17 protein-coding genes are annotated in these 21,717 nt (G+C 63.8%); 10 read left to right on the forward strand and 7 right to left on the reverse strand.

Features of this window, described 5'->3' with window-relative positions; genetic code table 11:
• Positions 1-146 precede the first annotated feature (146 nt).
• From ACQ7HM_RS10350 to ACQ7HM_RS10380, 7 genes are all read left to right on the forward strand, one after another.
• Entirely contained in the window at positions 147-626 is a 480-nt protein-coding gene (locus ACQ7HM_RS10350; RefSeq protein WP_434216170.1) for an SAV_915 family protein, read from the forward strand.
• Entirely contained in the window at positions 619-924 is a 306-nt protein-coding gene (locus ACQ7HM_RS10355; RefSeq protein ID WP_434216171.1) for a DUF6317 family protein, read from the forward strand. The genes ACQ7HM_RS10350 and ACQ7HM_RS10355 overlap by 8 nt, the downstream gene beginning before the upstream one ends.
• Positions 921-1,466, forward strand: a complete 546-nt coding sequence (locus ACQ7HM_RS10360) for a hypothetical protein (protein ID WP_434216172.1) — start codon at positions 921-923, stop codon at positions 1,464-1,466. The genes ACQ7HM_RS10355 and ACQ7HM_RS10360 overlap by 4 nt, the downstream gene beginning before the upstream one ends.
• On the forward strand, positions 1,451-2,212 hold the full coding sequence (locus ACQ7HM_RS10365; RefSeq protein WP_434216173.1) for a hypothetical protein: 762 nt from the start codon (positions 1,451-1,453) through the stop codon (positions 2,210-2,212). Before ACQ7HM_RS10360 ends, ACQ7HM_RS10365 begins: the two co-directional genes overlap by 16 nt.
• A gap of 11 nt (positions 2,213-2,223) precedes the next feature.
• On the forward strand, positions 2,224-2,802 hold the full coding sequence (locus ACQ7HM_RS10370; RefSeq protein WP_434216174.1) for a hypothetical protein: 579 nt from the start codon (positions 2,224-2,226) through the stop codon (positions 2,800-2,802).
• Positions 2,803-3,100: 298 nt separating this feature from the next.
• Positions 3,101-3,421, forward strand: coding sequence for a hypothetical protein (locus ACQ7HM_RS10375; RefSeq protein WP_434216175.1), 321 nt, complete (start codon positions 3,101-3,103; stop codon positions 3,419-3,421).
• A 162-nt stretch (positions 3,422-3,583) separates the two neighbouring features.
• Positions 3,584-3,955 carry a hypothetical protein gene (locus ACQ7HM_RS10380; RefSeq protein ID WP_434216176.1) on the forward strand — a complete coding sequence of 124 codons (372 nt, stop codon included), beginning with the start codon at positions 3,584-3,586 and terminating at the stop codon, positions 3,953-3,955.
• Here the strand turns inward: ACQ7HM_RS10380 and ACQ7HM_RS10385 are convergent.
• Complete coding sequence (locus tag ACQ7HM_RS10385; protein ID WP_434216177.1) at positions 3,938-5,608, reverse strand: NERD domain-containing protein; 1,671 nt, start codon at positions 5,606-5,608, stop codon at positions 3,938-3,940. The two genes, ACQ7HM_RS10380 and ACQ7HM_RS10385, sit on opposite strands and share 18 nt — an antisense overlap.
• A gap of 92 nt (positions 5,609-5,700) precedes the next feature.
• Between ACQ7HM_RS10385 and ACQ7HM_RS10390 the strand changes: the two genes are divergently transcribed.
• The gene (locus tag ACQ7HM_RS10390) at positions 5,701-6,777 is read left to right on the forward strand and encodes an HNH endonuclease (protein ID WP_434216178.1); all 1,077 of its coding nucleotides are present in this window, start codon (positions 5,701-5,703) and stop codon (positions 6,775-6,777) included.
• A 97-nt stretch (positions 6,778-6,874) separates the two neighbouring features.
• Here ACQ7HM_RS10390 and ACQ7HM_RS10395 read toward each other — a convergent pair whose 3' ends face one another.
• Both ACQ7HM_RS10395 and ACQ7HM_RS10400 read right to left on the reverse strand, forming a co-directional pair.
• A complete protein-coding gene (locus tag ACQ7HM_RS10395) occupies positions 6,875-8,065 on the reverse strand; it encodes a hypothetical protein (RefSeq protein WP_434216179.1) in 1,191 nt (396 codons plus the stop codon).
• Positions 8,066-8,128: 63 nt separating this feature from the next.
• Entirely contained in the window at positions 8,129-9,250 is a 1,122-nt protein-coding gene (locus ACQ7HM_RS10400; RefSeq protein ID WP_434216180.1) for a hypothetical protein, read from the reverse strand.
• Positions 9,251-9,844: 594 nt separating this feature from the next.
• Between ACQ7HM_RS10400 and ACQ7HM_RS10405 the strand changes: the two genes are divergently transcribed.
• Positions 9,845-11,644, forward strand: a complete 1,800-nt coding sequence (locus ACQ7HM_RS10405) for a hypothetical protein (RefSeq protein ID WP_434216181.1) — start codon at positions 9,845-9,847, stop codon at positions 11,642-11,644.
• Positions 11,645-11,751: 107 nt separating this feature from the next.
• Positions 11,752-12,936, forward strand: a complete 1,185-nt coding sequence (locus ACQ7HM_RS10410) for a hypothetical protein (protein WP_434216182.1) — start codon at positions 11,752-11,754, stop codon at positions 12,934-12,936.
• Between the two features lie 44 nt (positions 12,937-12,980).
• On the opposite strand, the gene ACQ7HM_RS10415 is transcribed toward ACQ7HM_RS10410, so the two are convergent.
• The 4 genes from ACQ7HM_RS10415 to ACQ7HM_RS10430 form a co-directional block, all read right to left on the reverse strand.
• Positions 12,981-16,205, reverse strand: a complete 3,225-nt coding sequence (locus ACQ7HM_RS10415; protein WP_434216183.1) for a UvrD-helicase domain-containing protein — start codon at positions 16,203-16,205, stop codon at positions 12,981-12,983.
• A 2-nt stretch (positions 16,206-16,207) separates the two neighbouring features.
• Positions 16,208-18,799 carry a PD-(D/E)XK nuclease family protein gene (locus tag ACQ7HM_RS10420; RefSeq protein ID WP_434216184.1) on the reverse strand — a complete coding sequence of 864 codons (2,592 nt, stop codon included), beginning with the start codon at positions 18,797-18,799 and terminating at the stop codon, positions 16,208-16,210.
• A 265-nt stretch (positions 18,800-19,064) separates the two neighbouring features.
• The gene (locus ACQ7HM_RS10425; protein ID WP_434216185.1) at positions 19,065-20,261 is read right to left on the reverse strand and encodes an McrC family protein; all 1,197 of its coding nucleotides are present in this window, start codon (positions 20,259-20,261) and stop codon (positions 19,065-19,067) included.
• The gene (locus ACQ7HM_RS10430; protein WP_434216186.1) at positions 20,233-21,702 is read right to left on the reverse strand and encodes an McrB family protein; all 1,470 of its coding nucleotides are present in this window, start codon (positions 21,700-21,702) and stop codon (positions 20,233-20,235) included. Before ACQ7HM_RS10430 ends, ACQ7HM_RS10425 begins: the two co-directional genes overlap by 29 nt.
• Between the last annotated feature and the right edge of the window lie 15 nt (positions 21,703-21,717).

Raw genomic sequence — 21,717 nt, forward strand, 5'->3', positions numbered from 1 at the left:
TCCCGTGGCGGCGACGACGCCTTGAGGCGTGTCCAAGGCCCGTGCAACACGCAGATCAGAGGCCTTGTCGTTCACCGAAGTCGCCTTCATGAGACACGCTAAGGTACCGCGACAGAACCGTTGTACGACGAGGGGGCGATCGGACCGTGACATGGCAGCCGGGCGACCTGACAGCCGCACAGATGCAAGACGAGTGGGCCGAGGAGAACGGTTGGGCCGCGCAGCCACCCGCCGCGCTCCTCGACATGTGGCGCGCGACCTCCCGGGCCGAGGAGACCTACCGGCGTTCGCACGCGGGACAGGTCGACAACGCCGCCGCATCAATCGGGTCGCAATTGCCTGATCTCGCGATCATCCCCGCTCACCCCCGTGTCGACGGGACCAAAGGCTTTGACATCGAGCTCGCGACGTCGAAGGGGCACACCGTGCTCCTCTGTTTCTCCACAGTCGAAGCTCTGGTTGCCATGCTGGGCGACTTCCAACCGTGGGTGGGACTGCCGCCCGCTGATCTGGCCGCGGTTCACATGGGGGTCCCGATAGTGCTCGATCCGACGCCGGGCGTCGTGGATGCCGAATGGACCGCCGGCCGACTGGCCGCTCTACAGGAAGTGCTGACAGATGACTGATGTGAAAGTGGTTCTCGAGGATCTCGCTGCTCTGTCAGGACGATTCGCGAACGCTGCGCGCGAGTACGACGCGGCCGCAGAGGCGTCGAACCCGACGCTTGCCGACTCAGGTGACGGCAGCTGCAACGCTGCAATGCAGGCGGTCGTCGAGATGCTCGGAGTATTGAACCGATCCATGTCGGCCTCGATCGAAGACCATTCGGCAAAGCTTCACGACGCTCGCGACAAGTACGACCGGACAGAAGAGGTCAACAAGAACCGCTTTCTCTGGGACAACCTCAATAAGGATTTCCGATGAGTTGGGTCGGCGGGGACATCGCGGGACTCCAGTCCGCAGGATCGACGTTACAAAAAGCGCCGGGACTCGTAGAGCCCATCGTCTCCGATCTCACGAATGGGGTGGACAAGCTCGGTAGCGACGCCAGTTGGTCCGGTGAGGCGGCCGAGATGTTCCGCAAGCTGTGGACGTCGGACGCGGTTCGAGCCGGCGCTATCGGCGAACTCGCCGGAAAAGCGGGAGATGTGATCGCTGATCTCGCCGACAGTCTGTCGGCCCTGGAGTCCGCGCTCTATGACGGCGCGCACGAAGCGCAAGCACGCGGTGCCCAGATAGGCGCCGACGGCGTTCCGCTTCCTCTCGTCATCACCGGCGATCCGACGGCACCGAACGCCGTTTCCGCGATGCAAGCTCAGATGGACTATCAGGCCGCGTACGCCGAGGCGAAGCAACTGGCTCAGGGATTTCGACTGGACGCCGCTTCCGATCTCGCCGAACTGGCCGAGCCCGTGGTTTCGGACGACAAGAAGGGGCTGACTCTATCACCATGGGCGACTACCTGAAGTCCTTCTACGTCGTACCCAACGACCGCAACGACAAGGTGAAGGGCAACCTTCCCGAAGACATCGCGAAGTCGCGCGAGGATTTTCGTGAACTTCGCTGGAAGTTGAAGGCTGAACAGGCCCGATATAGGCAACAGGGCCTCGCAGTACCCGAGGGCACAGAAGCACGGTTGAACCATCTTGCGGCCTCACGAGAGCTAAACGCGATGAAATCCCACCTGGCGGACGCGCAGGCCGGCAAAGGCGAACTGCCGATGTCTCAGATACTCAACAGCAAGATCTCGGACCTGAAAGGAGTTGGCAGCCTTTCAGAGAAACTGCCAGGCAAACTGAAATTTCTCAAGGACATTCCGGTGATCGATGTTGCGGCGACAGGTGCAGTGGCAGAACTGCAGGCGATCGACGACCACCAAAAGGGTTGGAGCAACACCACCGCGCATGTGAACGACTACGCCGCGGGAGCGGTCGGTTTGGCCGGCGGGGCGTTGGTGGTTGCCGCAGCACCCGTGGAGGCGCCAGTGCTTGCCGTCGGCGCAACCGCCGGTCTCGTGGGAGTCGCAGTGGGAGGAGTGGGGTACAACGCTTTCCACGAGCACTGGTCCGAGGATATTCACGATCACGGAGTTGTGGCCGGGGTCCTGCATGGCACGAGCAATACCTTCTCGAACACCGGGGACGACATAGCAGACATGGGTAAAGGCGCCTGGAACTCGACCAAATCCGTATGGAAGTCGGTCTTCGGGTGACGCAAACAGCCGTGGATCCTATCCCCTCGATCAGGCTGCTCGGAAAGACGTGGCAGCGGCGCGGATTTTACTACTGGTGGCTGCGGACCTGGTTGTTTCTCCTGTGGTTCGCTCTCTTCGGCTTGTCTACATGGTTCGTCGGACTGCTCTTCACAATTGTGATCACCGACCCCGGGACACCGGCATCACTTCGCGCAGTCGCCCTGACTGTCATGTCTGTAGCGGTGCTCTCGAGCTTCGCATGGGGCTTCTCGCTGATGCGGCGTTCGGAAGCCGAGAAGAAGCTCGGACTTCCGATGATCGTCCGGTCCGGAACCACGGCCGAGCAACAACAGAAGGCCGGGTGGCGAGGGTACGGACTGGGGTTGGTCGCGGGCCCACTCGTCCTGCTGGGCCAATTGTTCGTCGTGGGTGTCCTTGCTGCAATGGTGGTTTCGCTGCTGCAGAAGTACATCTCAGTCGAAGAGTTCGAGGCCGCTACCGGGCAGAGCGCCCCACCGCGATTCAAGCGATCACGCCGTTGGCAACGCAGACGGCACCCGGTGCGCAGTGCTTCCGAGAAGGCAGGAACGACCCGCCACTCGACATGACTGACCTAGGCTGCGTTGTCTCAGGACGCACCAGACGGGTTGGACACAGGCAGTGGGCTCGGCCCGTCGCTGAACCTGTTAGGGCATCACGACATCGGCGCCGGCGAAGACTCATTGAAGGGCGGGAAATCGGCGAATCCGGACCCGATCGTGCCGCAGCTCACCAACATGTTTCCCTCGCCCAGGAACGGGACGCGATGATGAAGAAACTCACGACCAATTTCCTGGGCAGCGCCCTGCACTGGTGCACTTGCGACAGCAATCGCCGCCTCGGCGACTTTGCCCGGGGCGCTGGGGCATGACAGACCGCGAGCCCCGCGTTTACGGCGTCGCGTTCTGGTTGGTGTCAGCCGTGCGAGGTACCGGCGCGCTCTTCGTCGGCACCGTGATCGCGCTGTGGTGCACCTTCAGCATCACGGTGATTCGCTCCGACGGGTTCTCAGTCCACGCGATCGTCGGCACCTTCCCGCCAGCACTGTTCTGGTCACTGGCCGGAATTGCCCTGACCTGCTTGGTCTCGATCCCCGCTGCGACTCTCGTGACCGGCGTCATTCGAATTGCCTATCGCAGAAGGACAAGACGTGCAGTTGTCGTCGAGGACGGTGAGGCAGCTAATTGAGTCAGTCACCGGACCAGCTCGGCCTCTGTCTACCGACCACATCGGCTGTGATTCTGGTCGGGCTCGTGTTGCATGATGCGGAAATGGCGGCAGCAGCAAGCACTTCTACCGAGCGGCGGCTCAGTCGCGACGGGCTGCAGACCAGTAGACCGGATCGATCCCATGCCGGATGATGCCGTGAACGACGCTCAAACCAATTCGCCAACACCACCACGAGGCGCAAAGGAAAAACGCACAGGTGACCGAACGACGTTCTGGCTGAGCTCGATTGCCTGGGGAACTGTGCTGCTGATCGTCGGCGTCTTCGGCACCCTGATCGGGACATTTCTCTACGGCGAGATCCAGGCCGGCGATCACTCGTTCGACACATCTTTCACGGCTATCGCCTCGGCGATCTTCTGGACCATTCTCGGTGTCATCGGGACCTGCTACTTCTCGATCCCGCTGGCAACCCTCGCGGTTGCGCTCATACGGTTCATTGCCCGCCTTATTCGACGAGGCGTCAGGCGCAAGCGGTCACAGCTTCAGTCGTGATGCAAGATCCGACCCGCCGACCTCGCGTACGAACCCGGGATCACCGCAGATGACGAGCTGATCGCGGGCACGCGAGAGTCCGACGTAGAGACGCTCTTTCGAGCGTTCGCGCGGATGCGATTCGTTGAGCGCGAGGATGATGACGCTGCGCTCGAGGCCCTTGAAGCCCAGGACGTGGCCGTAGAAGATGTCGTCGTTCTCCCAGAACGTCTTCCAGTACGCAGCACTCCCCTCCTCCTGCCGTTCGACCTGGATCGGGTGGCGACTCCCTGTCGACAGCAGCGCGATGTCCTCGTATCGCCAGCCCTGGGCGAGTAGGCCGTCGACCTGATCGTCAGCGACACCCAACGCATCGTCGGCAGAGCAGGAGACGAAGATGACCTCGGGGCCTTCGCCGCCGCGGAGCTGCATCCGCTGACCGACCAGTGGATGAAACGCCTTCGCGATCTGCCGGGTGTTGCGCAGGTTGTGATCGAGCACGAGCGGCACCAACGCCACCGGCGGCGACCCCTCGCGATCGAACACGCGCTGCGCCTCATCGCTGAACACGTAGATCCCGCTGGTGTCGGGGTCGACGAGGCAGGCGAGCATAGGCCTCCACCACTCGTCGGCGAAGTCCTGCGCCTCGTCGATGACGATCGCGTCGAACCTCTTGCCCGGCGGCAGCGCCTCGGCGAGCTCGGTCATCTGGAGCGGGAGATCGTGTTCCCAGAATTGCGCGGTCTCGGTGGTGCGGATGTTCTCGTCGGGCCCGGTTGCCGCTCCCCACTGCTTGCCGAGGTCGTGGAACTCGCCGACGTAGGCGGGCTTCTCCTTGTGGTTCCAGCTACCGGTGAGTCGTTCGAGGTAGGAAGCGAGCCCGTGCGAATAGCAGATCAGCGCAACGCGTTTGCCCGCCTTGGTCAGGCGCCGTGCCTGCTCGACGGCGAGGTAGGTCTTCCCGCTGCCGGCGCCGCCACGAATCTCGACGCGGTCGAGCACGTCGATCGCGCGCAGGATCACTGCCTGTTCCTGGCTCAACAGATCGGCGGTCATCTCGTTCTCCGACGCCCGGGCCACCACATCGCGTTGCGGTAGCCCGCGTCCGGCGAGGCACGTCTGCAATTCCGCGATGCCGGCCGAATCGATAAACGTCCGGTCGAGTTCCTGCTTGAGCAGCACGATGCGCATCAGCGGCAGCAGTTGATCGAGCTGGGTGCGGTCGATCACCTTCCACCGCGGGCAGTCCGGTACCGCGAAGTCGGCAGGCAGCTCGGTGTTGGGTAGTACCACCATGTGGTCCCAGCGCACGCGGCGTTGCGTCCACCGGGGATCGGCCTCGACGAAATCGCGGAGCGCGTAGCAGGCGTCGCGCGCCTGACGGACCGGCTCGATCGTATGATGCGTGCCGTTACGCCGCTGGCGCCACGAGTCGCCGTCGTGCCAGACTTCGCCGCCCTTCACCTCGAGGCACATGATGCCTGCGCCCTCGATGGCGACGAGGAAGTCGATCTCGTGGTCTTTGAGGTGATCGGTGACCCGCTGCCCGTGGATCACGAGGTCGGAGTCCATCAGCTGATCGACGAGCTTGTTCCACACCGACGCCTCGCTGCTGTGAGCGAAGCGCGGCGACTCTGGTTGCTGTATCGGCACTATCGGGCCCTCCGACCACATCGACTCCCCCGGTTCCGTATCGGTCGAGACCGCCGGGCCGTCGCTCTCCGTTCTATCGGATCGCGTTGGTGATGCGGGTAGTTTCAGGAGCCATGTCCCCTCCCGCGGCTGACCCGCTCGCGCTGGGGCAGAAACTCGTCAGCGTCCTCGACGACGGCCTGCGCACGGCCACCTACAAGCTCGCCACCCTCATCGCGTTGCTCGATCACGCCGTCGAGCACGTTCCCGCCGATCCCGACGCCGAGTTGCACGTCGATCTCGACGACCTCGCCGCACGGGTGATCGCGCTCTACTGGCGTCCCGTGCGCGACCTCGACGGCCACTACCTGCGTCAGTCGAGCAACCCCGTCGCACGCATCCCCGACACCGTGCGCACGTTGCGGTCGGTCGCGACGTCGGCCGGTGGTGCCGAACCGACCATCGACGTGGCCGCTCGATCGCATCCCACCGACCACCTCGCGGCCATCGCAACGGTGAAGCAGGTGTTGGTGACTCAACCGCTCTTCCGGCTCCAGCGCGTCCGCGGTGCGCAACACCACGAGTTCTTCCTCTACGACGACACGTGGCTCAGCGACCGAGTGTCAGCGCGGACCCTCGCTCTGCATGACAACCAAATCACGCTGCTCCCCGGCGTGTGCACCACCCTGGCGCGCCTGTCATCGCTGATGAGGCCGGCGCTGCAGATCGCGTGGCTCGACGATGTGCGCCGGCTCAACCCCTTCCTGCACCGCGACGTCCCGGATCTCGCCGCTCATCACTTCGGCGCCGACCGCGTCTCCCTCGAACGGGCACGTGGAGCGCTCCTCGAGAACTTCGGGCCCCGGTGCTTCTACTGCGATGCGCCGACGACACACCATGTGGACCACGTGCTCCCCTGGTCGAGAGTGGGGCTCGACGGACTGAGCAACCTCGTACTCGCCTGCGCACGATGCAATCTCAACAAGTCCCACCTGCTGCCCGATCCCGATTTCGTGATTCGCGCGCTCGGCCGAGGGCGTGACCGTCTGTCGGACATCGCCGAGACGATCAGGTGGCCCAGTCAGTACGACCGTGTCGCCTCCGCCGCGCACGGCCTGTACGCCACCCAGCCCGCAGGGACTCCACTCTGGCTCGGCCACCGGCGCGTGGACACCATTCGCTCGGACATCATCTGGCCGGAGTTTAGATGAGTTCCGAATACTTTGATCCTGCAGGTACGTTCACCCTGGTCGACTGTGAGACTTCACGGACGTCGTTGCGACTCTCCAAACAATTTGCCGGTGTCGATCAGACTCCGCGTTCGTCACCAACTACTTCGTTCGGAGCCGTCACGATCGCCGGCGCCACTTGGTCGATCTGTCGTTGTCGACGCCGAGCGAACTCGGTCAGCTGCGAAACAGTGATGCCCTTTGCGTCGACATACCGGTAGATGAAATCCGGATCGAAACGGTTGAAAGGTTTCTTGAGCGGGAAAGCTTCGAGCGGGCCACGGTCGAAGACCTCTTCGTAGGGGCCGAAGTCGAAGGCTGACTGGTTCGTGCTTCCCCACAGTTCCCGTCGTTCGCGCGTGAGCGCGGTTCGGCCCGCAAGCGTGGGAAGCACTGCACACAGCCGAAGCTGATCGCCTTGCAGTTGCCAACCGAGACGGGTTGCCCGCTTTGTCTTCCCGAGTGCGTAGGACATCTCGATCAGCGGCGATCCATTCGAGAACCCGGTACCTGAAGCTCGTCCGAACTGCGCCTCGTCCAGCATTCGCTCGATGTGAGTCACCACATTTCGCGCGCGAAGTTTTGACAACGCACTCACAAGCTGCGGATCGTTGGTGGCCGCGGACAGTATCGAGTTTGTGTGGACCGGCTCGTTACCGCCGGGCCCGACCTCGAGCAGGCCAGCCAATCTGTCCAGATTCTGAATCAGGCTCGCGTAGTGACGAACGGTCTCGGTCGCGTAATCGGCGCCCGAGCTCCCGACGGATTCGTCGATGGCCGCGCCGAGAGTCCCATACGAAATGTGCCTCCACACAATCGGGGCTTCACGCTTTCCGCCCGACGACTGATACAGCCCCTCAGGCAGTTTCGGGTCGGAAAGGCTCAGAAGAACGGCGTCGCAACCCGTCATTGCCGGGTCGTTGCGCAGATCCGCCGCATAGCGGTCGAGCTGGCCGAAATCCGGCAGACTGAAGACCTTGTTCTCGATGACCACTGGACGGCGCTCGCCGGCAGGCCATTCCATCACCAGGTCCTTATGGCCTTTCTCGCGGTGCACGACGACCTTCGCGCTGCGCCCGATGTCAGGGTGCCCATCCCGCCGCAGCAGCGAATCGAACACAGCGGTTGCCTGCGCCGGCATGGTTTCGCAGAACCAACCGATGAGGTTCGAGTGGAACAGTTCACGACTGCCGAACATGATGCGGGCCAGCGGTTCGGCGCTGATCGCACCGGTGGTTGCTCTTAGCTCCGACTCCAACGCGTCAGTCAATGCAATCCGCTCTCTGGCGTCGCCGCACCTCGTTGATCGATTCGATCCAATCCGAGGTCGAGGTCACGATGCGGATCCGCCGAGCCGTCGCCGAACTACCGCATCGCGGATTCGCGTCAGTCTGGAGTGCTTCGCGGGTTGGCTGATCTTCAGACCGTTCGCCCGCGTCAATGCCGCAGCGGCCAGCTGCGGACTGTGGGAGTCGCGGTAACGCCCGACCCTCCCTGTCCGCATCCGATCGAGAGCGAAGCGCGCTGCACCGTGACGCAGCGGCGACGACTTCTGCAGAGCGTCGACGAACGCGTCTACCGATTCGAATTCGATCACCTCTTCGAACGGACCGCCCGATCGATGGAGCTTTCCCAACGGGGTCATACCCAGTTTCACTGTTCCCCACAGGGACGGCAGGAACTGAAAGTCGGTTCCGACTCGGACAGACACATCGCCTGTCTGCCGGTTCTCAGCGAACCAGAGCACTTCCAGATAGGAGATGCTGACCGTGCAGACTCGTTCCCACTCCGGGTTTTTCCAACCGGGACAGGTGACCACCCACCACGTGCCCTCCGTCCTCGACGCAAACGGAACGCACAGCCGCGCATACAGCGCCACAGCGTCGATGATGAGTTGCGAATCGTCACGGCGCTCGAATCGGACCCACGCAGGCTCAGCCGCTTTGGTCTTCTTCACTGCGTGCGACTCAGAGAAGGGCGTCCAGCTACTGGGCGGGTCGTCGAGCCACGCAAGCTGTTCATCAGGGGTCGCAAAGACATCGAGGGGCGACTCGCCCACTACCATCGCAGCGTGTTCCCGGTTCATGACGATGAAGTTGGAGGCGCTCTCGGCGGCGGAGTGCACGAGTTGGCGTTCACGATGGCGGAGTTCGCTCGAGGTTCCGGCGTTGGGGAGGTATCTGAATGACTGAATATTCGAGACTTCGCGAAAGTTCCGTGCATGCGCGCGTAGCCGCGTCGCGACGTGGCGCTCGGATATCCCGATGTAGATGTGGTGCTCGGAATCTTCCCAGAGGTACAGGCCAGGCGCGTTGCCACCGTTCTCTCGTGTGAATTCCCGAAGCTCTTGATCAGACATCGGGCGATGTTTGCTGAAGCCGTGCTCGAGGGCCCATGCGTCAACGGCCCGCGACGGCTTCCAACCCTCGACGAGCGAGTTCGGTAGTTGCGCCATTCTCCGACCATAGTGCGGGTGGTCCCGTGGCTGATGGGCATTCGTGTATCGATCCATCGTTGACCGAGGGAAAACTTGCGTGACAGGGCGCGGGGTCGTGGCGCTACAACGATGCACTTGCGTGGGCGAAGGGCCTGCGCCCGTCACTCGTTGACGGGCGCTCGAGAAGCACGCCGCACCGTCGGCTCGAGCCTTCCCGGTCGGACCCTTGCAAACTGAGCAGTCACGCTCGGCCGGCCTGCAGGCAAGGAGTGGCCCATTCGACGAAGTTGACCGGAGATTGTCCCGGAGGATCTCAGTGTCGACGTCAATCGCTACCAGCTACGGATTGGTTATTGGTATTGGCGGGCTCGGCCGTCGAAAGACACCGCCACCCTGGGCTACTCGATCAAGCGGCGCTCGCACGCCCGGTCTCTGCGAAGCGATGTCTCTTGTCGGATGTTTGCGATACAACGATACTGACGAAAGCGACGACGGGGCTGGACTTGTCGCGCTCTCCGCCGAGAGCCGGGTGCCCCGACCACACTGCCGACGCGGAAGAAGCCGCATCTCGCGGCAGCACTTCAGCAGCGTTTTGTCCACGACACGAAGGGCATGTACTTGAAGCTTGTCTATCTCCACGGAGTCGGGAACGGCGATCTCGACCGCGGGTGGCTCGCGGGGCTGAACGAGGGACTGAAGGCCCAGAAGATCCCGCCCATCAGCGAAGATGACGTCATCACGCCCTCGTACGCCGACATCTTGTCTTCTCCCGACGCAGAAGCCGCTGTACCGAAGCCGACCTCGCACGGCGAGAAGATGGATGTCTTGACCGAGCGCGCGCAGTTCCTGAACAGACAGATCGAAGCCTCTCGAGCTGTCGGCGCAGATCCCTCCGTGCAAAGTCTGGGGTTCCCGCTGATGGACGCTGATCCCCCGGAATGGGCGCTCGGCAAACTCGCGGGGGCTCTGCCCGAGAAACTCTTCGCCGGCCAGGTTGCCCAGATCAAGGCCTACGCCTATCAGAAGGGCATCCGCGGCGCGGTCCTCCAGCGAGTCCTCTCTCAGATCCCCGACGTGGGAGAAATCGTCATCGTCGGCCACAGCTTGGGGAGCGTCGTCACCGTCGACCTGCTCAGTCGATTACCGCAGGACGTCGACGTCCGGCGGGTGGTGACGATCGGGAGCCCAGCCAATACGAAGCTGTTCACTACATCGCGGCGGGAGCTGATCGGGAATTTCCCCTATTCGTCGATCGACTCCTGGCTCAACTTCTTCAGTCCCCGTGACCCGATCACACGCGCACGCGGCCTCGCCGGCGTCTTCGCCGATGTGCAGGATTTCCGCGTCGACATCGGCCAGGCGGGACATGGATCGAATTTTTACCTGCAGAACAGAGCCGTCGCGCGTGCCGTCGGTACCGCGTTTCATCAATCAAAGCTGACGCCTGCCCGTACGAGCCGAGTGACAACGGCATTGACCGATGATCTGGCTGCACTGATCCTCGAACTGCATTTTTGCTACGCGGTCCGTGCGTCGATCGTCGACAGGAAGGTCAAAGCCCGCTATTCCGAAGCGGTGCGGAGCAAACGTGCTGACCTGGTCGCGCAGATCTGGGATGCCGACTCCAAAGGAATTCCCCTTCCCCGGGAATTCCACAAGCTGGCCGAGGGCGAGACACCTGATGTCCCCAAGCACTGGACGCAAACGCGACTGATCGAGCAGCTCACGATCCTCGCGCTCAGCGACCTCATCGCTCCATTCGAGATCGACATCGAGGACGCGGGACTCAAAGCGATTCCCCACATCGCAAAAAAGGTGGGTCTGCCAAAGGACTTCGCCCTCGAGTTGCAAGAGATCATTCGCGGGTTCAACGAGACGATCACCAAGATGACGAAATCCGGGGCCAACTGGGGCCGGATAGCATTCGCAGCAGCCGGCGTCGCGGTCATCGCGATCGCGCCGTACAGCCTGGTTGCCCTCGCTCCCGCTGGTGCGGCGGGCGCTGCCGCCTTGACAGGCGGCTTGGCCGCGCTCGGCCCCGGCGGCATGGTCGGCGGTATCGCGGCCATCGGCGGGATCGCAGGAACCGGCGCGGCGATCACGACCGCGGCCGCCGTCGGCGGACGTGTGGACGGTGCCCGTCTCAACTCCGGTCAGCTGTTGCTCGCGTGTGCTGTCGCGCACGCGCAGAAGAGCCTCGGACACGACCACGACGACGACATCTGGCTGAAGGCTTCTGCGGTCGCAGCCGAACTCTCGGCACAGGTGAACACCGTGGAGGCGATCAGCGACCCCAAATCCCGATCGCTGTCTGCACTTATCGCTGAACGAGATCTCGCACAGAATCTGGTCGCTTTCCTGGAAGCCAAAGACCTCATGCCAGTCGCCACCCCCAAGGACACCTGGGAATGACGACAGGGCTTGCTGCGCTGTGTCCGCGGAGAAAATGCGCCGCCCGGTTCCCGAGGTCCTGCGGGCCGCGGAACTAACGCCCAGATACTCTCTGAAATAATGGAACCTTGAGCCTCTACAATCACGCTGCGCTTGTGGGACGCCTTCCTGGCAAAGTCAGTGATCGCGCCGCCGCGAGCGATTTACTGAAGCGATTCGATCCTGAGCGAGATTCCTACCTCGTCTGGCGTCTTGGCGTGGAGTTCGGATACCAATTCGTCGATGCCGCCATTCAGGCGGAGGAGCAGCTGCGGGTGATCGCGCACGTGGTGACCGAGGAATTAGCACAACTACATACGCTGCGGGATTCGCTCGGGTGGGAGGGGCCGATCTCCGACCCAACAGAAATCTTGGGCACACTGCTCGAAGAGGCGCGGAGCATGGACTACGGGGGTATCGACAAAGCCCACCGAATTCTACTGTCGATGACCTCGATGGCGATTACGTCCGATGACCATTCGTTGCGCGCCGCTACGCAACAGGTCGAGGCCGTTGCCGACCTCATTTCTGACATGCGGACCGACACCGCCAAGCCGCCCTCGTCCGTGGCGCGCGCCGTATACCGATACCTAACGCCTGAGCTTGGCGACTTCGAACGTAGACGGTGGCAAGCGATCGTCGACGTTGACGACCTTCTGGCTGGAAAGTTCTCCGCTCTCACGAGCCTTCACGACCATCTGGGTCCGCCACAAACAACGTTTCGATTCCTGGATAGGCAGATCTTGCCGCCTGGCACGCAGTCCGAAGCGCGTCCCGCTCTTCAACCAATCACAAACTACCGATCTTCGCCAACGGTTTTCGATGAGGAGCGTCTTCGAATTCTTGATCGCATCACGGAGCGATACCCGAGACTTCGCGATGTTCTCGAGCCTCGTTTCTGCCTCATCTCGCCCTCTTCGAGAGTCCGTGAGCGCCTTTCTGTTGGGGACGCACTCGCCAATTATCATGTTCTTGAAATCGAGGTCGGTCCAAAGATTTTTGCTGTCGCAGCAAGCCCGATGACCGGCCAAGACGCAATATATATCGTGCGGAGTGACGTATCATCCGCGCCCTGGCAGGAGGTTCTCACGCAGACGAAACAAAGGGCACGAGACCTCGGCGCTAAAACAGTGAGAGTGACCGGCGACTCCGGCGTCAGGTATTCCCAAGCTGCTGACCGGGTCATCGCTTACTTAACGTGCCCCGCCCATAGCTTTCGAAGCTCGACCCCTGTCTTCTACGAAGGACGCTGGTCCGTCGGTGAGTACTGGTGACGTTGCTCGCCTTCACAGATCCGACTTTGCTGCGCCGGGCGCGATCAGAGCACCAGCCGGCGCATAACTTGTGCGCGATCACGACGGCAGAAGATCAACTCCACCCTTGACACCCGCTCCCCCGTCGCCTTCGAGAGCAGCGAGGCGTAGATGACGAGTTGCGTGAAGTAGGCGTCGACGGTCGCGGCGGTGACACCGAGGTCGGTCTTGTAGTCGACGATCACGAGGTCGGCGCCGTCGCGGTAGACGAGGTCGGCGATGCCCTCGATCGCGGTCTCACCGTCGGGCGCCATCCCGTACAGCGGCATCTCGGTCCAGTGCTCTGAAGCTGCCGCGCGACGAACCACGTCGCACGCCAGCGTCGACCGCACCATCGCCGTGAACGAGTCGATGTCAGTGACGCCGGCGCGTTGCCCGATCGCCCGTGCGACCTCCCCTACCGACTTGTCGTCGGGATCCACCAGACCGACTGTGTCGAGAACAGCGTGCAGTGCCGTCCCGACCTCCTTGCCATGGTCGATCGCCCCGCTCGACGACGGGAGCACCTCGTCGTCGGGCCGCGAAGGCACCGCGTACCCGCCCCGCACCGCGGACTCGGCCGCAGACTCCCCGTGCACGATCGACGTCACCGACAGCAGCGACACCTTCGACGAGTTCTCCTGCACGCGTTCGGTTGTCACGAGCCACTCATCCCACGTCTCCCCGATCGTCGACCGCTCAACGACCGGTTCCTCGAGCCTCTCGACCTCGCGAAGCTCGGGCGCCACAGGGTCGGCAACAGCATCGAGTCCGGGCCGCAACACGGCACTCCACGCATCGCGCGCACCTCCATAGCCCGACACAGCGAGCTGCGACTCGGCTCGTGTACACGCCACGTACAGCAGCCGGATCCGCTCGGCCATCGCATGCTGCTTCTCGCGGGCGCTCGGGGTCTCGTAGTCGACGCTCTTCGCACCCTTCGAGATGTAGGAGTGCATGACGCCGTCGTCGTCGACGATCAGCGCCTCGGCCGCACGCCGCATTCCCCCACTCATCCCCGCGAGCACCACCATCGGGAACTGCAGGCCCTTGGCTGCATGAATCGTCATGATGCGCACGGCGTTCACACCGATCTCCGGCAAGACAGCCTCGGCGACCCGAGCGGTCTCCTCCTGCTGGGTTGCGGCCCAGTCGAGGTACTCGCGCAGCGATCCGCGGTCCTCCTCGTACCAGGCGTGCGCCTGGTCGACAACGAACCGCAAGCGCCGCCACACGTCCCGGTGCCTCGGCGAGTCCATCGACACCTCGAAGACACGGCGGTCGACGGCGAGCTTGCTCAGCAATCGGCCCGGCGTCAGCGAGCCGAGCTCGAACCACACCTCGCGCAAGTACCTCAGCCCATCGGCCACGGGTGACGCCTCGAGTCCGGCCGGCGGATCCCCGTACCAGTTCCAGCGACCGCCGGCTGCCTTCCATCGCAGGAGGTCGTCGTCGCCGCATCCGAACAGCGGCGTGCGCAGAGCGCCGACGAGGGCAGCCTCGTCCGCGGTGTTCGCCAGTGCCCGCGCGGTCAGCAGCAGGTCGTGCACCTCCTGCGTCGAGTACACGAGCGACGAAGCCTCGGAACGGAACTCGATCCCGGCGTCGTCGAGAGACCGCTCGAGGTACGGCAGCACCGTCCGCGACGGGATGAGGATGCAGATGTCCCGCAGCGCGATCGGCTCGTGTGCATACCCTTCGCCCGCGCGCACCTCCTTGCGCCAGCCGTCGGTGATCGCGGTGTAGATGATCTGCGCGACGTCGCGCGCCTCTCGTGTCCGTGCGAGTTCGCTTGAACTGAGGTCTGCCTCGCCCTCGGCGACATCAGACGTGTCCGCGAAGACGAATGCGCCCGGCCCGTCAGTGGGATCCCACTCCGGCCGACCCGGGGCTGCGTCGAGCGGCTGGTACTCCGGCTGAATCCGCGGCTCAGCGGCGATCAGCGCACCGAACACCCGGTTCACCCAGGAGATGACCGGCACCGTCGACCGGAAGTTCGTCGTGAGGCTGACGATGTCGCGGGCGGGCGTCGCCTCGCGCGCGGTCATGTACGCCGCGATGTCGGCGCGACGGAAGCGGTAGATCGACTGCTTCGGATCCCCGACAGTGAACAGCCGTCCCTCTCGTTCCGCCCCGGCGACGATGTTGTTCACCAGCTCGAGCTGCAGCGGATCGGTGTCCTGGAACTCGTCGAGCATGATCCGCTCGTACCGAGCGTGCACCGCCTCCTGCACCGCCGGGTCACGAGTCACGTTGCGAGCCAGCACAAGCAGGTCGTGGAACTCCAACGCGCCGGTTCGTCGGCGCTCGTCGGCCTCGTCGAGGACGATGCGCGACAGGTGGTGCGTCAGCACGTCGACGGCGCTGCCGATGTAGCGGCCCGCAACCTCCGGCCCGAGCGCCTTCAGCTCGCGCAGCTGCTCCTTGATCTCCTTGACGCGCGCGGCACCACCGGTCCAGCAGGCACCCTTCCCCTTGTTGGGCGCACCCGGCGCGGCGAGCGCAATCGACACCCACCGATCGCTGTCGATACCGGCGCGCAGGTCGTCGCGCCAGGCGAGCACCTCGGAGATGCGCACGGCGAGTCCGTCGTCGAGGTCGGAGCAGTCACCCAGACAATCGGCGAGATCGTCGACGAGCGCCTCGATGTCGCTGATGTCGGCCTCAGCGAGAACCGGGGCTGACTCATCGACGACGAGCCGATCCCAACTCTGGTCCAGCGCATCGGCGTAGTTGCGCACCTGGTCGATGGACGCGCCGGCGGCGAGGATGATGCTGGTCGCGGCGACCAGGTCGGGCGGGCACACGTCGCGGTCGCCGAAGAGCTGCGCGCGGATGCGTTGCCAGCGATGCTCGAAACCGAGCTGCGAACCGAGCGCGTCGACGACGGAGATCCGCGGCGGCACATGCGCTTCTAACGGGTGCTCGCTGATGATCCGGGCAGCGAAGGCGTGCAGGGTGCCGAGTGCGGCAGTGTCCACGGCGAGCAGAGCTCGCTCGGCGCGATCCCCGGTGTGCTTAGCCAGTTCGACACGGACGCGTTCGCGGAGTTCGGCGGCGGCCTTCTCGGTGAAGGTGATGGCGGCGATGCGGTCGAGGTCGACGCCGTCCTCGATCACCAGCTGGCAGATCCGCGAAACCATCGCGTGGGTCTTGCCGCTGCCGGCGCCGGCTTCGACGAAGAGGGTGCTGCGGGTGTCAGTGGTGATGCGTCGGCGGGCGGCGTCGTCGACGAGTGTCTGCTCAGTCATCGTCACTTCCCGTACTTCGCCGTGTACTCGGCGATCTCGTCGACGTCGTCGAGGTTGGTCCAGCTGCGGCGTAGCCCCGCGATCCCGATCAGCTCGAGCAGGTCGTCACCCCAATGACTCTCGACGGGTTTCGGTGGGAAGTAGCCGGCGCGGATCGCGTCGCACACCAGGCGGAGATCGTCGACGAGGATGCGCTGGACCGCGTCGTCGACTCGGTACCCGATCTCCGTGTAGCCACCCTTGCGAGTGACGAACCAGTAGCGCGTGTCGACGGGGGCGCCGAGGTCGCGCGCGGCGTGCGCGTAGATCGGGAGCTGAAACTTCGTCCCCTCGTCGGTGGGTGTGGCGTCGGTGATCTTGTCGAAGGGCTTGGGCGATCCGCTCTTGTAGTCGGTGACACGGACTGCGCCCTCACGCTGGTCGATGCGGTCGACGGACCCCCGCAGGGTGATCGGTGCGCCGGGCAGGACGAGGGCGAGAGCATCGAACTTGTGCTCAACGGCGTGGGGTCGCCAGCCCGACTCGTGGTCGGCGAGGTCGTGGGCGTAGAAGTCCTCGATGTCAGCGCGGATCCGCACTCGGTCGCGGTCCCACAACTGGGCCAGCCAGCCAGGCGAGTTGGCTCGCTCGCGGGCGAGTTCTGCGTCGGCCAACGCCAGCAGTCGATCCAGCGACGGCCCGTCGCCGTCGATGCGTTCCTTGATGTATCTCTCCAGCGTCCGGTGGATGACGTTGCCACTGGTGAGCGGGTCGATCTGCGGGTCGGCGTCGGGGTCGTCGAGGACGCGCACCTTGAGGATGTCGGTGAGGAAGTAGCGGTAGGGGCTCGCGACCCAGCGCTCGAGTGTGGTTGCGGCGATGGCCTCGTCGAAGACGCGGATGAGCTCGGCGACGTCGGATACGTTGCCGTTGAAGCGGGTGAACCGGCCGTGGAGGCGGTCGCTGCGCATGGCCATGCCGAGGGTGACGATCGGGTCGTCGAGGACGCCGCGACGCTCGCGGGCCGGGACGACGTCGAGCGCGCGCTGCCGCCACTCGGTGGCCGACGCTGCGCTGGTCCCGAGACGTGGGTCGACGGATTGGATTGCGGAGTCGAATGATTCGACGCTGACGATGGCGTCAATGCCGCGAGTGTCGTCGCCCCAGCTGGTGATGCCGACCGAGTGACCGGCGAGGTGTTCCAGCGTGGGGAGCAGCCAGCGGGACGGGACCTTCTCGGCGCCGCCGCGGAGGCTGCCGCGGGGGAAGGTGATGACGCGGTGGTGTTCGCCGGCGGCGAGGGTGCCGTCGAAGACGGCGCGTTGGTAGGCGATGTCGTCGGCGGGCGTGATGCCGGTGACCTCGGGCGGCAGCAGCGGGTTCGGGGTGTGGCGTGCGGGGATGATTCCCTCGGCGGCGCCGACGATGATGCTGACGTCGAGGTCGCGTCCGACGCCGTCGCTGAGCGGTCCGACGCTGACGCCGACGCCGCGTGTTCCGACGCGCCCGACGTACGAGCGGATCCGTCGGTCGACCGCATCCGCAATCCGCGCGGCTGTCGGCGCAGGGGCGATGCCCTCGATCTGTCTGAGGTCGGAAATGACGAAGCGGATTGCCTCGAGGTCTCGCGCGGCGAGCTCGTCCGACGGCGGCCGGAACATTGAGTCGACCAGACCGATCAGCGCATCGGACGCCTCGACCCAGCTCGCGGCCCGATGGATCCCGCGGAGGTAATGACGGAGATCAGTGACCCACCGGTACACCGCGGCGGCGGCTGCTGAATGTCGCTCCGCGACTCGCCCGGGAGCGAGGCGCTCCCAGTCGTCGCCCCGGACGATCGGAACCGTCTTGCGCGTGAGCCGCTCGATCAGCGGCTGGCCAACCACGCCGTCGGCGAGTGGTGGCTGAATCAGAGCCCGCTCGGACAGCACCGCGAGCAGTTCCCGTCGCGGGATGTCGTCGGAATCGAAGCTCAGCAGCGTGCGGAGGGCTCGCGCAACCGGGCGGTCCGCGAGCCCCTCCGCGGCCGGCCCGTTGACCACGACGCCGGCGACCGCGAGGTGCTCGTGGAGCAACCGAAGATACGGTTCCGTGGAGCCGTAATGGATCGCGATGCGATGAGCCGGCGTCCCGTCGGCCAGGTGCTGGCGCACGAGTCGCACCACGGCCCGGACCTCGTCATCGGCGTCGGAAGCGTGAACGACCTGCGTTCCAAACGCTGGTTCCGGCGGCTCGATAACCGTGCCCCGCTCGGCGAGCGCGTCGAGCAGTTCTTTGTCCCGCGGTGTTCGCGGCGTCGGGCAGTAGACGATCACCTCACCGAGCGAGTCGAGGTTCTCCATCGCGACGCGATGCGCCTCGAACGGCAGGTAGTAGTGATCTCCAAGCGAGGAGATCGCCGCGTCGTGAATCCGCAGCAGCTCAGCCGTCAGCGGCGTCGGTGCCGAGATCGACAATCGATCCAGATGAGCGATCTCCCACGACGCCGCCGACAGCGCTTCGGCTGTGATCGGCTCGTCGGCGTTCGTGTCGAATAGCCCAGGAGCGGCCGTCAACGCCGCATCGATCGCTGCCGCGAGGATGTGACGCGGGAGCGCAGACTGTGGCGCCAACATTCTGTCGGCGGTGCGAGAAACTAACGCTGACGGCCAGTCCACAACTGCATTGGCCACACTTATGCTCGCGAACATTCGGATCACGTCAGCTCGGCTGGCGAGATTTGGGGGAACGACGACGCGTCGCGCGAGAACAACTCGCGCCGCCGTCTGTATCAAGTCGCGAGCGCCAGACATACGCATCCCTCGTTCCCAAATCATGTGTAGGCCTCTTCTCGCCCTTACCTTCGCCCGCGCGGGGCATACAGGTCACCGAGGCGAGGCGTTACTTTAATTGTTCGCGCCGAACGGCAAGGTCAGCAATAGCTACTATTTGTGCGATAAGGTCGCTAGGCTTGAGTGACAGATCGAGGGCGTGACAATGGACAACCACTTTCGAGTTGCGGACCGCGTAGGTGACGGGGTACTCGTTCCCTTTCGCATAAACTAGATGACCGTCTGGCAGGCCGGTTACCGTGCAGTACGCCAGCATCTGGTAAACGTCTGCATTGGGAAATCCCTCTGGTCTTTCAGCTTTGTATTTCGCGTCGAAAACAGCTTTCACTTCCCCCCGACTCCCCAGAACGGTGAGGTCCGGTTTCATTCGCACCTGATTTTCACCGTCAAGGTAGATAGGGAGTTGGGTCGCAACTCGTCCCGCTCCAACCTTGATCGCATCGCTCAAAGCGACGCATACGAAATCCTCAAAGACTTTCCACATGTCGAACATGAACCCGGTAACGTACAGCTCGCCAGCGCGATGTTCGAAGGATTGCGCAGCGAGAACAATTTCGGCGAGGCGCAGAGCGTTGTGATATCGAGAATTGAGGCGGCTCGGCGCCCAGGCGGGTTGGGCGGCTCCACGCGCGAGTGTGGTGACGTCGGCGAGCGAGATTCGAAGCCTCTGTAACCGACGCCGAGCCGCCGGCGACACCCCGGGGACCGACAGAAGCCTGTGCGCGGCCGCCAAGAGCAGGCGGTTTTCGGCGATGTCGACGGTGTAATCGTCGTACTCCACGGCAAGCGGGACCGGGAGTCCGTATCGCCTGGACATCTGCTCGCCAGCCAGTATCCGTCCGCGCACTACAGGCATGAGATCGCGGATCGTGCGGTAGCCCTGGAGCAGGCCCTGCTCGGTGGCGGACGTACCGAGGCGCGAGAACGCCTCGGCCAGTGCGGGCAACAAGTCGTCCGCTTGAGTGAGACGAACTTGGTCGTCACGCCAGATGTCGCGGTGCAAGCTGTAGCCAAGCAGGAAGACTAGTCGGTTGAGGTCGGCGATCTTGGGCCGAACGATTACCTCCATGTCACCGAATGACACTGCACCGATCTTGCGACCCGCCGACACCGAGTACAAGCCAGGTTCCAGGGTCGGCGCGACATCGACGATGGTGAGGCTACGGAGTGCCTCGTATTCGGTGAGTGAAAGGTGGGCCGACCGTGCCGGCCCGCCCTCAATCAATATCAGCGGCGTTTTCGCCATTGTCCACATCGGAAATCTCGTCGAGGCTGACCTTCTCGCGTAGCGCGTCAAGTCCGTATCGGGACCGCACGTTCGTGCCGCGGTCACCATAATGGAACTCCTCGAGGAGCGGAAGAATGGCTGTGCGCCACACCCGGTCAAGGCCCCTCTCTTCGTATACAGCGTCCCGCATGAAGTACGAGGGACCGATCTTGAAATCCTCATCGTCAATAAGCGCGTTCAGGGTGTCGAGCAGGTCGGCTACTGCGAGAGGACGGTTCGTGGCCTGAAGCCAACTTCGAAGAATGCCCGAGGTGGGCGCCTCCGATGGATGCAGCGGGAGAAACGCGAACCGTCGGCGCATTGCCGCATCGACAAGGGCGATGGACCGGTCGGCGGTGTTCATCGTTCCAATGAGAATCACGTTGCGTGGCAACATAAACTGCTCGTCGGCGACCGATCCATAGAGCAGGTCGATGCCCTCGTTCCGATACTCGAGCAGGAAGTAGAGCTCACCGAAGATCTTCGCAAGGTTGCCGCGGTTCATCTCATCGATGATGAGCACATAGACGGCGTCCGGGTTCTCGTTCGCATAATCCACAATCGTGCGCAGCGGGCCAGGCCGTAACTCGAAGCCAATCTGTCCTGCGCCCTGCTGAGCTGGGCGGTACCCCTCGAAAAAGTCCTCATACGAGTATGCAGGGTGAAACTGGACGATCTTGACGTTCGAATCCCCGGCGAGGTGCCGGGCGAGTTCCTTTGCGATGTAGGTCTTTCCCGTGCCTGGTGGGCCATAGAAGATTAGCTGCGGTCGATCCCGCAGCAGGTCGACACATTCCTGAAGCCACTCCCGCGGCACATGCAGGCGACGTGCGAGGTCATCGCTCGCATCAGGAAGGTTAAGTCCGGTGGCCGGTACCAAGGCAGAGCGTTGCCCCGTGAGCTTTCGCAGGGTGTCGACCTGCGGCGTCATGTCCACCACGTCGCCCTGTGCGTTGAGACGCGAAGCGATCTCGAGTGGCAAGTCATTGCTCGGGTGGGTGACCGATTCCCATTTGACCGGCCGGCGGAGGTTCGAGCGACCGTCGCTGCTCTGGACGTATTCGGCATCGCCTGTGACGGTGCCGAAATACGCCCTTCCCTGGCTGACGGTGACAACTAGATCGCCGGGGTGCATGCGGGCCAGAAACGAATAGAACTCGTCGAGCTTCTGTTGACGTGCCGCGTAGCCGGAAGCGCGGTAGTCCTCCTCGACGTATCCCTTCAGCTCGTCGCGGGCGACGTCCTGATGCACCGGACGCAGAAGCTTGGCCGGTAAAGAGACGGTGCCCTTTCTGCGCCACACGGACACCATGTCCTTCCCGGCGACGTTTGCTCCGTTCACCTTCCACGCATGGAGCACTTGATCGCTCGGTTGAGCCAGCGGTGTCGAGATGCTCGCATTCGCGGATGCGCGTTCCACCACATCCGCTAGGAA

Origin of the sequence: Williamsia sp. MIQD14 (assembly GCF_051025635.1) — a bacterium.
In the GTDB taxonomy this organism is placed as follows: Bacteria; Actinomycetota; Actinomycetes; order Mycobacteriales; family Mycobacteriaceae; genus Williamsia_A.

What these genes read in the sequence shown, in the direction of transcription:
- ACQ7HM_RS10355 (WP_434216171.1), top strand. Translation starts at nt 619, where the DNA reads ATGACTGATGTGAAAGTGGTTCTCGAGGATCTCGCTGCTCTGTCAGGA.
- ACQ7HM_RS10360 (WP_434216172.1), top strand. Translation starts at nt 921, where the DNA reads ATGAGTTGGGTCGGCGGGGACATCGCGGGACTCCAGTCCGCAGGATCG.
- ACQ7HM_RS10365 (WP_434216173.1), top strand. Translation starts at nt 1,451, where the DNA reads ATGGGCGACTACCTGAAGTCCTTCTACGTCGTACCCAACGACCGCAAC.
- ACQ7HM_RS10375 (WP_434216175.1), top strand. Translation starts at nt 3,101, where the DNA reads ATGACAGACCGCGAGCCCCGCGTTTACGGCGTCGCGTTCTGGTTGGTG.
- ACQ7HM_RS10380 (WP_434216176.1), top strand. Translation starts at nt 3,584, where the DNA reads ATGCCGGATGATGCCGTGAACGACGCTCAAACCAATTCGCCAACACCA.
- ACQ7HM_RS10385 (WP_434216177.1), bottom strand. Translation starts at nt 5,608, where the DNA reads ATGTGGTCGGAGGGCCCGATAGTGCCGATACAGCAACCAGAGTCGCCG.
- ACQ7HM_RS10390 (WP_434216178.1), top strand. Translation starts at nt 5,701, where the DNA reads ATGTCCCCTCCCGCGGCTGACCCGCTCGCGCTGGGGCAGAAACTCGTC.
- ACQ7HM_RS10400 (WP_434216180.1), bottom strand. Translation starts at nt 9,250, where the DNA reads ATGGCGCAACTACCGAACTCGCTCGTCGAGGGTTGGAAGCCGTCGCGG.
- ACQ7HM_RS10405 (WP_434216181.1), top strand. Translation starts at nt 9,845, where the DNA reads ATGTACTTGAAGCTTGTCTATCTCCACGGAGTCGGGAACGGCGATCTC.
- ACQ7HM_RS10415 (WP_434216183.1), bottom strand. Translation starts at nt 16,205, where the DNA reads ATGACTGAGCAGACACTCGTCGACGACGCCGCCCGCCGACGCATCACC.
- ACQ7HM_RS10420 (WP_434216184.1), bottom strand. Translation starts at nt 18,799, where the DNA reads ATGTTGGCGCCACAGTCTGCGCTCCCGCGTCACATCCTCGCGGCAGCG.
- ACQ7HM_RS10425 (WP_434216185.1), bottom strand. Translation starts at nt 20,261, where the DNA reads ATGGCGAAAACGCCGCTGATATTGATTGAGGGCGGGCCGGCACGGTCG.